The following is a 12,062-nucleotide window of genomic DNA, read 5'->3' on the forward strand; positions in this document are numbered from 1 at the left end:
CGAGCTGATTGCAACGTGTAGCTTCCACAACATATTCGCTGCCTACTCTGCAGAGTCAAGTGAGCTTGTGTACAGGCTGATTTGACATAAAAAGAGCTGATCCTTTGCGAACCAGCCCTTTACTTTTTAGTTTTAGTCAGATACGGGGATACACGACTTAATCGTTCCCTGGAGCCTGCACTTGCTCCCGTTGCACTTTGTTCAAACCATTACGCACTACAGACAAGGAGCGCATCAAATCCTCCTCCAACTTTACCAATACCTCCATCACATAGGCATCAGCGTCATGGCGCAGCGCTTCGGCATCGCGGCGGGCGCGTTCCAAAATGTTGTCGGCCCGCTGCTGGGATGACATGGTAATGGCGTCTCGCTTTACCAACTCGCCTGCTTCTTGCTTGGCCAACTCCCGGATTCGTTCCGCTTCTTCTTTCGCTTGTGCCAGAATGCGATCTTTCTCTGCTTCAATGCGATTGGCTCGTTTCACTTCTTCTGGCACAGCAACACGCATTTGGTCAATAATGCTAAAGACACGATCTTCATTCACAACTAAATTTGCACTCAATGGTATGCGGGGGCTGTCGTTGAGTGCTTGTTCCAACCGATCGACCAAATGTTGAATATCCATGTTGTTATCCCATTTTCTATGAAGAAGCTTCTAAAGCACCAGGCACGGGCTAAAAATTTTGCTTATCCAAGTCGCGCTGCCCGATGCTTGACACTTTGTTTACCTATTTGAAACCCTCGCAAATATTATAGTAGCTAAACGATCAATCACGCAATGGCACAGGGCGGCTGAATGAATCTTTATCATTGCTATTGAACTGGTTGTACAGGGCGGCCGCAACGTTGGGCGGTACCATACTGCTTACATCGCCGCCGAGCGAGGCGATTTCGCGCACGGTTGTACCACTTAAAAAGGAGTGATCGCCCTGAGTAATGAGGCTCACGGTTTCAATTTCTGGCGCCAGCCTTTTGTTGGCCAAAGCTAGCCGAAACTCTAGCTCAAAATCTGAAAATACGCGCAAGCCGCGCACAAATACTGTGGCATTCATTTTGCGGGCAAAGTCTACGGCCAGGCCGCTAAAGCTGCTTACAAGGATGTTTTCTGCGTTGCTGCCTTGTAACGCTTCTTGGATCATGGCTACGCGCTCATCCACTGAAAAGAGAATTGATTTGGTTGGGATTTTATGATCATAGACAGCAACAATGAGTTTGTCGAAAAGTGCCGCGCCACGAATGATTAAATCAAGATGACCGTAGTGAACGGGATCAAATGTGCCGGGGTAGAGTGCGGTAATCAAAGGGTTTCTCCTGGGGTAGGGGCTGGTGGTTAGCGGTTGGCGGCTAGTTTTTACTAGCCACTGACCACTAACCGCGAAATCTAACTCACATCTCCTGCATTTTGCCAGAATTTGGCGACACGTTGGCGCAGCAGTGCGTGTTCTGGCTGCTCTAGGTTGGGGTCGGCTTCGGCAATGGTTTGGGCTTCGGTCTGGGCAATTTTTAGCATGTCCATATCTAGCAGGCTGGCCAGCTTGAGTTCGGGCAGGCCGCTTTGACGACGGCCGAAAAATTCACCAGGGCCGCGTATTTCTAAATCTTTCTCGGCGAGGGCAAAGCCGTCGTTGGTTTGGGTGAGAGCGCTGAGTCGCTCTTCGGCATCAGGCGTGTCGCTGTCGGCAACGAGGAGGCAGTAAGATTGGTACTGGCCGCGCCCGACGCGCCCGCGGAACTGGTGCAATTGGGCCAAACCAAAGCGGTTGGCACCATCTATGAGCATGACGGTGCTGTTGGGAACGTCTACGCCCACTTCGATGACGGATGTGGAGACGAGAATATTGAGCTTGCCTTCGTAAAAGTCGCGCATGACGCTTTCTTTTTCGCTGCCAGACAAACGGCCGTGTATTAACCCCACCTGCAAATCCGGGAAAATCTTGCCTTGCAGCCGCTCGTGTTCGGCAACGGCCGCTTTGGCATCCACCTTGTCACTTTCTTCAACCAGCGGGTAGATGATGTAGGCTTGACGGCCGTCTTCGATTTGCTTGCGAATAAAGGCGTAAGCCCGTTCCCGCTCGCGGGTGCGAATCCAGCGCGTTTTGATTTCCTGACGGCCAGGTGGCATCTCATCCAAAATGGAGAGGTCCAGATCGCCGTAAAGCGAGAGCGCCAATGAGCGGGGGATAGGAGTGGCGCTCATGGTGAGCAAGTGGGGGCTGTATTCGCCGCTGGCTGGCCCTTTGTCGCGCAATGCCTGGCGCTGGTCTACGCCAAAGCGATGTTGCTCATCCACGATGGCCAGCGCCAGATTGTGAAAGCTGACGGCTTCCTGGATAAGGGCGTGGGTGCCAATGGCCAGATCAATTTCGCCGCTGGCTAACGCAGCGTAGATGGGCGCTTTTTCAGCGGTGGGAGTGCTGCCTGTGAGCAGGCAAAGGCGCAGGCCAAGTGGCTCTAGCAACGGCCGTAATCCCTTAAAGTGCTGCTCGGCCAAAATTTCGGTGGGGGCCATGAGAGTGGATTGGTAGCCAGCTTTAGCGGCCAACAGCAAGGCGGCAGCGGCCACGACGGTTTTGCCTGCGCCCACATCGCCCTGCAGTAGTCGGTTCATGGGGGTGCTGTTGGCCATGTCGTCGGCAATCTCTTGGATGACGCGCTGCTGGGCGTTGGTAAGAGTGTAGGGCAAGCTTTGCTGGAACTGGGTGAGTACGGCCGTATCCTTTTCAATTTCTACCCCTGGCTGCGATTGCCACTCATGCCTGAACCCCTGCATCCCTAGCTGGAGTAAAAATAGCTCATCAAAAATGAGGCGGCGGCGAGCTTGGTGCAGGGCGTGCTGGCTGTCTGGAAAGTGGTGCTGTTGCAGTGCTTCAGGCAGGGTTTCCAGCTTTTGCCGCTGACGTACGCTTGGTGGCAGCGGGTCTGGCACGCGGCGCGCCCAATAGTTCACCGTTTTACGCATGATGTCCCGCATTCGATTGCCGCTGAGACCCTGTGTGAGTGGGTAAATGGGGACGATGCGCCGGGTTCGCAGTGGCTCTAGCTCCAACGGTTCCCATTCTGGCGAATTGAAGACGGGGCGACCTAAATATTGGTCTACCTTGCCGCTGACCACAATTTGCATTCCGGCTTTGAGCTTGTCTACCAGCCATTTTTGATTAAACCAGGTGGCCTGTACCTTGCCGGTGCCATCGCTGATGATGGATTGGACGATGATCTGGTTGTTGCGGCTGCGGCGGGCGCGCGTTTCCCAAATCGTGCCAATGACGGTGACGGTTTCACCGTAAACCAGCTTGTGAATTGGTTTCATCAGGGTGTAATCATCGAAGCGGCGGGGGAAGATGTAGAGGAGTTCTTCGATGGTGCTGGCACCGATTTTGGCTAGATGCTCTGCTAGCTTGGGGCCAATGCCGTGAACGGCCGTTACCGACTGTGCCAACCCTTCTGGGTCAGGATCAACGGGCTTGCGGTTGGCAGGGCGACGTTCCCATTTGCCCGGCTTTTTGTTGCGGGGGGGCAGCGGTTCTCGCCTTACATTTGGTTTGGGCTTTCGGTTTTCTGGGGTAGGGGGTGGGGTAGATGCGGCCGTTTCCACCGGTTTGGCGGGTTCTTTGGCAGGCGGCGCGGACGATTTTATCGGTGCAGGTTCCTGCTCACGCCGCTGCGCCAGCTTGCTTTGCAGTTGTTCAATCACTTTGGCGCGGGCTTCGGTACCGGGCAGACGGCCGTAATCGGTTAAAACTTCGGCAACTTGCTCTACTAGCGCCTTGTCCATCTCGGTTTGGGCCGCTTCGCGGGCTTGCCCCACCCAAAAGGTAGCAAATTGACGAATGCCGCCGACCACAGCTTTGTTTTTGTATCCCTGGCTGGCTTCTAAATCCAGTACACGTTTTAATCGTTTTAAAGCATTTTTCATGTGTGAAAGTTTATCCTACGAGTGGAGATTGGTAATTGGAGATTCGTTCAATTTCCAATCTCCTTTTTACGTTGTTTGTTTGGCAGAAACGGCCGCAAAGCCAACCGCCCCAACGCCCAAATGGGTACCGACGGCCGGGGTGATTCCTTGAATCATCGGAGCCGCATCGGAAAAGTTGGCAAAGAGATCGTGAGATAGCTGGTACAGTTCTTCGGCCGCTGCCTGGGCATTAACATGAATGATGGCCAGCCGTTCAAATGGCGCTAGTTCAGCCACCAATTTGAGCATCTGGTTGAGTGCCCGTTTGCGGGTGCGTACCCTGGCGGCAGCAGAGATTACGCCGTCGGCAATCATCATGATCGGTTTGATTTGCAGCAGGGAGCCAATGCCAAACTGCGCCCAGCTAACGCGGCCGCTACGGTGTAGCGATTCCAAAGAGTCGATCATGCCAAAAACGCAGGTTTGTTTTACTTTTTCATTGAGCATAGCCACGATTTCTGCAATGGTTTGCCCAGCTTTGGCAGCTTCGGCAGCCAGCAGCACTAGCAGGCCAGCCCCCAGCGTAATCTGGCGCGTGTCGAACAAGGTGACGGGCGCAGAATCGGCAGCGGCAGCTCCTACACGGGCGGCATTGTAAGTGGCACTCAGGTCGTGGGCGATGTGCATGGAGAGGATTTGGGTGGCACCATCTGCCGTGAGCTGCTCATAAAGCTGGGTAAAGGTGCCAACGGCGGGTGCGGCCGTGGTGGGGTATTCAGGAAAGGTTTTGAGACGGCCGTAAAACTGTTCCCGGCTCATCTCTACCCCCTCCAAATAGCTGTGTTCGCCAATGTTCAGGTAGACAGGCACCACGGTAATGTCGAGTTGTTCAGCGAGTTCTGGCGGTACGTCGCAGGCACTGTCGGTGACAATTTTAATGGTCATAGTTGGATTTTCACCCTCCCCTCAATCCCCTCCCGTGGGAGGGGAAGCCGGTTCCCTCTCCCTTCGGGGGAGGGCTAGGGAGGGGGCTATTCTGCCCCTAAAATGTAAAAATAATATGGTTGGCCACCGGGCAGTAGTTCGATTTCAACCTCATCGTACTGCGCTTCAATTTGCTCGGCCAGGTCGCCCGCCTCATCTTCGGAGATGTCTTGCCCGTAGTACAGCGAGAGCAGCTCTCGGTCTTCCATTTCCATGGCGGTGAGAACGGCCGTTAATACCCCTGCGAGTTCGGAACCAGATGTGCAAAGACGGCCGTTTACCAGCCCAATAAATTCGCCTTCATTCACTTCCACCCCATCTAGCGTCACGGTGCGGGTGGCGCGGGTAATCTCCCCAGTTGCCACTTCCTGGGATGCGTCGGTCATGGCAGCGGTAACGCCTTCCAAGTCACCATCTGGATTCAGCCCCAGCATCGCACTAAGACCCTGCGGCGCAGTTTTGGTTGGCACCACCGTTACGTTTTTGGGGCTGAGGTCGCGGGCGGCTTCGGCAGCCAGAATGATGTTTTTGTTATTGGGCAGGATGATCACCTTATCGGTTGGCACATCCTGAATGGCCTGGAACAGCTCTTCGATGCTGGGGTTGTTGGTTTGCCCACCGCTGACAACGTAGGAGACGTTCATGCTTTCAAAAATTTTGGCCAATCCATCCCCGGCGGCAACGGCGACGACGCCAATCTGCCCCGGCTGCACGGTTGGTTTGATGATGGGGGGCGCGGTGGGGACAGCGGGGGCGTGTACAATCTCCTCCATCTGCATCTGCATATTTTCTACCACGATGTCCGTAATTTGCCCCAGGCTAATGCCGTAAGAGATGGGTTCGCCAGGGTCCTTCACATGGATGTGTACCTTGATGGTGGTTTCATCCCCAACGACAACGGTGGAATCCCCCATCGCATCAATGCGGTCACGCACTTCATTTACATTTAGATTTTTGCCCAGCAAGATGAACTGCACGTCGTATGGGTTTTCAATTTCGCCGCCTTCCGGCATGGCCAATTCCTGGGCGGATATTTGATGATTGGCGTTAAAGTTGTTGTTGCTGGGAACGGCCGTTAGCTGGAGACCATTCATTTGACCATGCACGTAGCGCAGCATCCCCTCCAAAATGTAGACCAGCCCTTGCCCGCCAGAATCCACCACGCCCGCCTGTTTTAGGATGGCGAGCTGTTCCGGGGTACGTTCCAGGGCTTGCTTACACCGTTCCAGCACCCGCTCTAGCAAAAAGCGCAAATCCAGGCTCTTTTTGGCGGCGTCACCGGCTTCGCTGGCACCTTCCCGAATCACGGTAAGGATCGTGCCTTCGACGGGTTTCATCACGCCACCGTAGGCAGTGTCGGAGGCGGCTTGCAGGGCGTCGGCTAAATTCTGGGCATCGAACGTTTCTTTGCCCTTTAGCCCTTTGGCCAGACCGCGCCAAATCTGGCTAAGAATAACGCCGGAGTTGCCGCGTGCGCCCATGAGGGCACCGTGGGCCAACGTTTCAGCCATTTTGCCGACGTGGTTTTCGTCGCTGTCTTGGACGCGGTTGTAAGCGGAGCGCATGGTGAGCAGCATATTGGTGCCGGTGTCGCCATCCGGTACGGGAAAGACGTTGAGGGCATTGACGTGCTGGTGATTCTGATCCAGCCAGACGAGAGCAGCGTGGGCCAACTTTTGTAGTTGACGGCCGTTGCAATGTAGCCATTTTGGGGGCGGCGCAGTCTGGGCGGCATCGTTGGTTTGCATTTGTGTCACGAATTCTTCTCCGAAATTTCCTCAATTCCTCAATTATTGAACAAATGTAGGTGCAGGTCTCAGACCTACCCCTACACTGTAATTGGGTAATTTAGTTGTTCTCTTTGCTCATCCGCAAACCCTGGATGTAGACGTTGACGGCGTTGACGGGCATATTTAGTGCTTTTTCCACATGGAATTTGACGGTGTGCTGGATGCTTTCGGCCACGGCCCGAATGCGGACGCCATGTTCCACAATGACGTAAACGTCAATGGTGATGACACCATCTTCGATGGCAACGTCTATGCCGCGCTTGCTGTCGCGGGAGAGCAGATTGGCGATGCCGTTGGCCAGGTTCTTGTTGGCCATGCCCACCACGCCGTAGCATTGGTTGATGGCTTGGCTGGCGATAGTGGTAACGGCCGTTGTCGAAATATCTATCATGCCGAGGGTTCCCTCTTGTTGAGCAGTTTCATTTTCAGACATGGTCACTCCTGAAAGGTTTCAGCAGAACTGTGAAATTGCAATTGTATCATAACCTGTGGTGGAAGCATCTGCTGTGGTTTTTGTAGCTTCCGAAGATTGGCCCAATCTCATTTGCTTACGCGCTGTGAGCAGATGTGCTAAAGATTGACCTAATCTACGCTAATTGAGGGTGGTGGTGAGGATGTTGATTGCACCAGCGTTTTGCAAAGCCGTTCGGACTTTGGCTTCCATTGCGTCATCGGTTACAAGTGCCAGCATGTTGCCACCGCGGCCTGCGCCGCTGAGTTTGGCACCGAGTGCGCCTGCTTGCAGGGCGACCTCCACAAGTTTATCCAATTCTGGTGAAGAGACGGTCATTTTTTGCAGCCAGGTGTGGTTCTCCGTCATGAGCTGACCCACTTTGCTTACGTCCCCGGCTTCGATGGCTTGGCGGGCGGTTTGGGCGATACGGCCGCATTCATCAAAAATCTTGGCAAATTTCGCAGGCTGCTTGTTGTATTGGCGGCGCACATCCCCCACAGCAAACTTGGTGCTGCTGCGTACCCCCGTGTCTGCCACCACAAAGCGAAGCGGCGCGGCGACTTTGAACGGCTCAATTTGGTTCTGAGGGGATTGGCGCACAAAGTAGATGGGCTGCTCGTAAGCCACGACCGTGTTGTCTATGCCGCTGGGGGTGCCGTGGTGAATTTTTTCTACTTCATACGTGAGCGCAGAAACCATTTCGTTGGTTTGCAACTCAGGGCGATTGAGATGCTTTGCCAGGGCGCGGATGATGGCGGCGGCAATGGCTGCGCCGCTGCCCATGCCGCTGGCAATGGGTATTTGGCTGTGAAAGCGAATGGTGACACCTGGAGGCTGCCACAGGTTGGCGGCTTCTACCACCAACCAGACGGCGCGAGCAAAAGGGTTATCCTCGGGTAAATCTTCCAGTCGATCAAGGCGACCTAAATCTGGTGCGACGAGGAAACAGAGATTGCTAGATGAGTAAGTGACAGAGGCTGTGGCTCGAATTTGGGAAACGGGGGCAGCAATGGCAGGACGGCCGTATACCACCGCATGTTCGCCAAACAAAATAATCTTGCCAGGGGCAGACGCCTCGCTAACGGGGTTGAAATTGATCATCAGTTAAAAATGTAAAGGGTAAGGAACACCACGATGGCAAACCCAACCAGCGACACCTGAAAAGCACGATCCCGCAGCAAAATTTCTTCCGGTGCGCCCCCCATCTCCCGTACGTGAATCAGGTACAGGTAGCGGAAGATGCCGTACAGCACAAACGGAATCGTCAGCATCATCAGGTGGTTTTCTGGCAGACCTTCCGCCAAAAAAGTGTATAGACTGTACGAAACCACCGCACTCGTCGTTACGACGCCCAATAGCCGGTCAATCAAGTCTAAATTGTACTCTTTGAGGATAGCGCGATGGCTGTTGGCATTGTCGCCCAGCAGCGTTAGCTCGTGTCGCCGCTTGCCCAGCACCATGAACAGCGCCAAAAAGCCGCCAAACAGGTAAAGCCACGGGGAAAACCGCTGCACATCAATCACCGTCACGCCAGCGGCAATCCGCAGCACAAAGCCTGCGGTTACAATGGAGATGTCTAGCAGCACTACATGCTTCAGCCAAAAAGAGTAGGCGATTTGGCTGAGTAAATAAGCCAGCAGCACCAAACCAAACGGCCAACTGAGCAAAAGCCCGGCTACCAGACTGCCCAGGGCAAACAAAACGGCCGCAATTTGGGCAACTTGTGGGCTTAGGTTGCCAGCAGGCAGGGGACGGTTCTTCTTTATAGGGTGCTGGCGATCATTTTCAATATCCGCCAAGTCGTTCATGATGTAGACGGCGCTAGACATGAGGCAAAGTAAAATAAAAGCACCAACGGTGGGCAGCAAGCTGTCTAATTGCAGCAGCTTGCCATCAAAAAAGAGGGCGACAAAGACAAAGCCATTCTTGGTCCACTGGCGTGGGCGCATCGTTTTGAGTAAGGGTAACAGCAAAGGACTCTCCAAAAATTACGCAAAATCATCAACGAGTGACGCAAGGTTGAAAAAAGTAACAAAATTCGTCCAAGCTGGCGAGTTTAGCCCAGCCGAACTTGTTAGGCAAAATGCAGAGCTGCTGAGACACGGCTTTTCAGTTGTTACTAAATGGGACGCGGATTAACGGGGATGGCGCGGATAGAAGTAAATAATCCGCGCCATCCGCGCTTGTCTGCGTCCTATCGCCATTTGAAGGCGATTACTGAAAAGCTCTGGCTGCTGAGATAAAACAGCGTTCTTAATCGAGCTGCCAGTTGTGCGGCGCGAACCAATCCCAGCGCATGGCCAGCAGCAGCAAGATGATGCTCAGGGCAATAACGGCCGTCATCAAGCCAAATAGTAAACCGCCACCCCACACATCGTAAACGATGCCATTGGGCGTTGTGGTGAGCAACGGTGCCAGCCCCATAAACGCGGCCTGGAACAGCGATTGCGCCGTTGAACTCCAGCCTTTCGGGGCGCGTTCGTCCAGCAGTTGCACTAGCACCACAAACAGTAAACCATACCCGATGCCCTTTACGACGCTCGCACCAATGAGCACAATGGGTGAAGCGGCAAGAGCATGCCCCAATAGGGAGATGAACAAAATGGAAATTGACACCAATAACGCTCGTGCCCCTTGTAATCGCTGGATTATTGCGCCACTGTAGCGCATGATCGGCACCTCTGCCAATGCTGACAGGCCAAAAAGTAAGCCAATGTGGGTTTCGTTTCCGCCAAGCCGGGTTATGTAAACGCCACTAAAAATAAAGGTGCTGAATAGCGCCATTCCTAAGAAGAAGGCAGTAACGATGAGGATGACGATTCCCTTGTCTTGTGCCAAAAACCGGGCAGAGCGACGGCCGTTTCCCACCGCAATTTCCCCTTCTTCCAACTGTCGGCCAACAAACAATGTTGGCAGCATCATCACCGCCGCAGCCACAAACATGAGCGTATAGCCAGTTCGTTGCCAGACAATGCCACTGAGGATGGAAACAGTTGCAAATCCCAACGATCCCCACAGCCGCATGTTGCCAAAATTGAGCCGATGGCGCACCGCCATGCGGGCAATCAGCCCGTCGGCAACGGGCAGCGCAGGGCCACGCGCGGCCGATTCTACAATTACCAGCAGCAGCATCGGCACAAAGCTGGTGGGGAAGCGGAAGAGCAGCAGCACAATTGCCCAACCAATCAAGCTGACCTGCAACAGACGCCGCCGCCAGCCACGTCGGTCAGCGAGTGCCGAGAGGTTGGGGGTGACAACCAGGGCAAATAGCGGGAAAACGGCCGCTAAAATGCCCATCTGCCTGCCGTTAAACCCTAACTCTTGCAGGTAGACATTGAAATAAGGCAGATACAACGCCATTGTTGCCCAGAAAATACCGTAATATGCAGAACCAACGGTGGCTGGATGTGCTCGCCAGGCAAGACGATTAGAAACCATAAAATGCTCCAAAAGCTGCGGCAATCAATAGAATTTGGCAGGCACGGCAGCTCCCAGCGAGAATTATAGGTGGATTTGCGAAAAAAGGGGATGGTGAGTTAATCGGCAGGTTCGAGGGTAAAGCTGAAGGGGAAGCCCTCCAGCCGGGCGGCCATCGTTGCCATTTTTACGCGCCGCTCTGCTTCTGTTTTGGGCAGCGTGTCTACTACAGATAGCCCCTCGTTGTGCACTTGCCACATAATGGCTTCGGCAAAGATGACAGGCTTTTTGAAGATTTGCACCATAATCCGCACCACAAATTCCATCGTGGTAATGGGGTCATCATGGGCAATGACCTTCCAGAGTGGCTCCAACGCTTCATCCTGACGGATGTCTTGCTCTTTTTCGATCTCGGTATCGTGGGTAACGGCCGTTGGCGACCAGATTATTTGCTTCACACTCACGCTTTACTCCATAGGCAAGCCGTTGCTAAAACGATCTGGTTCATTATAGCGAGGTTTGCTACTTTTTCATCATGCGAGAATTATTAGATTATTTGGCTACCTGGCCGGAAGACGGCCGTTACCAATCCCACACCATCCAAAAAATCAATGGGGGTGCCAACAACATTTTGTACAAAGTGTGTGGCACCGAGGGCAACTTAGCCGTGAAATTTACGCTGCGAGACGGCCGTCGTCGGGCGTGGCGAGAGTTCCAGGCGTTACAAGCTGTGCAATCACATGGACTAACCACCGCGCCAGAGCCAATTCTGCTAGATGAAACCAGCTATCCCCAGCCAGTGGTGGTGCAAAGCTGGCTGGCTGGTGAGGTAACGGCCGTTCCGCCACAAACAGATGCCGATTGGCAAAAACTCGTCCAGCATTACGTCACACTTAGCCAAATGACGCCAGAAAATATGGGAGTTGCGTTGGAAACGGCCGTTGTCAACTTCAATGGCATTCAAAATGGCCTTCTCCAAATTCAGCAGCAGCGTGCCAGAATCCCACCAGAAAACCAGCCAGCACAACTTAAAGAATTGGTGACGTGGGTAGAAAATTTGCCCCAAACGTTGCCTTTAGCGCAACTAGCACTGTGCCGCGTGGATGCTAATTCACTCAACTTCATTCGCCGTCCAGGGGCATGGGCATCGGTGGATTGGGAAAACAGCGGCTGGGGCGATCCGGCATTTGAGATAGCCGATCTGGCGACGCATCCGCAATATTTAGACGTGCCTGCGGAGCGGTGGGATTGGGTGGCTAATTTGTATGCGGAACTTTGTGGGGAGGAAACGGCCGTTCTCCGCATCTACACCTACACTACTCTCATGCTCATCTGGTGGGTGGCCCGTCTTGCGCGCGCTTTGTATGAAATTCCGCATGGCCTGGATGAGCGCCTCGTCCCCCGCGACCCAGATTGGCATCAGCAGGCGCGGCAGAAACTAACACATTATACAAAAAGTGCATTCACAGCCATCAGTAAATGACTTACAATTGGCGAGTTCAAGCGTTAATCAGTTTTCGGTCAG

Annotated in this window: 11 protein-coding genes; 1 reads left to right on the forward strand and 10 read right to left on the reverse strand. The window is 53.7% G+C overall.

What is annotated here, in order from left to right:
- Positions 1-157: 157 nt before the first annotated feature.
- The 10 genes from ACOQPM_RS11450 to ACOQPM_RS11495 all read right to left on the reverse strand — a co-directional run bounded on the left by ACOQPM_RS11450 (position 158) and on the right by ACOQPM_RS11495 (position 11,001).
- The gene (locus ACOQPM_RS11450; RefSeq protein WP_420629392.1) at positions 158-625 is read right to left on the reverse strand and encodes a hypothetical protein; all 468 of its coding nucleotides are present in this window, start codon (positions 623-625) and stop codon (positions 158-160) included.
- A gap of 142 nt (positions 626-767) precedes the next feature.
- A complete protein-coding gene (coaD, locus tag ACOQPM_RS11455) occupies positions 768-1,301 on the reverse strand; it encodes a pantetheine-phosphate adenylyltransferase (protein WP_420629393.1) in 534 nt (177 codons plus the stop codon).
- Positions 1,302-1,381: 80 nt separating this feature from the next.
- A complete protein-coding gene (recG, locus tag ACOQPM_RS11460) occupies positions 1,382-3,913 on the reverse strand; it encodes an ATP-dependent DNA helicase RecG (protein ID WP_420629394.1) in 2,532 nt (843 codons plus the stop codon).
- 66 nt (positions 3,914-3,979) lie between these two features.
- Complete coding sequence (locus ACOQPM_RS11465; RefSeq protein WP_420629395.1) at positions 3,980-4,837, reverse strand: DegV family protein; 858 nt, start codon at positions 4,835-4,837, stop codon at positions 3,980-3,982.
- An 86-nt stretch (positions 4,838-4,923) separates the two neighbouring features.
- A complete protein-coding gene (locus tag ACOQPM_RS11470) occupies positions 4,924-6,624 on the reverse strand; it encodes a DAK2 domain-containing protein (RefSeq protein WP_420630529.1) in 1,701 nt (566 codons plus the stop codon).
- A gap of 100 nt (positions 6,625-6,724) precedes the next feature.
- A complete protein-coding gene (locus ACOQPM_RS11475; protein WP_420629396.1) occupies positions 6,725-7,099 on the reverse strand; it encodes an Asp23/Gls24 family envelope stress response protein in 375 nt (124 codons plus the stop codon).
- Positions 7,100-7,258: 159 nt separating this feature from the next.
- A complete protein-coding gene (mvk, locus tag ACOQPM_RS11480; RefSeq protein WP_420629397.1) occupies positions 7,259-8,221 on the reverse strand; it encodes a mevalonate kinase in 963 nt (320 codons plus the stop codon).
- A complete protein-coding gene (locus tag ACOQPM_RS11485; protein WP_420629398.1) occupies positions 8,221-9,093 on the reverse strand; it encodes a decaprenyl-phosphate phosphoribosyltransferase in 873 nt (290 codons plus the stop codon). The genes mvk and ACOQPM_RS11485 overlap by 1 nt, the downstream gene beginning before the upstream one ends.
- Before the next feature lie 280 nt (positions 9,094-9,373).
- Positions 9,374-10,558: an MFS transporter gene (locus ACOQPM_RS11490; protein ID WP_420629399.1), complete on the reverse strand. Its 1,185-nt coding sequence runs from the start codon at positions 10,556-10,558 to the stop codon at positions 9,374-9,376.
- A gap of 98 nt (positions 10,559-10,656) precedes the next feature.
- Positions 10,657-11,001, reverse strand: coding sequence for an ATP-dependent Clp protease adaptor ClpS (locus ACOQPM_RS11495; protein WP_420629400.1), 345 nt, complete (start codon positions 10,999-11,001; stop codon positions 10,657-10,659).
- 71 nt (positions 11,002-11,072) lie between these two features.
- Here ACOQPM_RS11495 and ACOQPM_RS11500 point away from each other — a divergent pair, with 71 nt between their 5' ends.
- Positions 11,073-12,020, forward strand: a complete 948-nt coding sequence (locus tag ACOQPM_RS11500) for a phosphotransferase family protein (RefSeq protein WP_420629401.1) — start codon at positions 11,073-11,075, stop codon at positions 12,018-12,020.
- Positions 12,021-12,062: the final 42 nt, after the last annotated feature.

Source organism: Candidatus Leptofilum sp., assembly GCF_965223525.1.
Classification (GTDB): domain Bacteria; phylum Chloroflexota; class Anaerolineae; order Promineifilales; family Promineifilaceae; genus Leptofilum.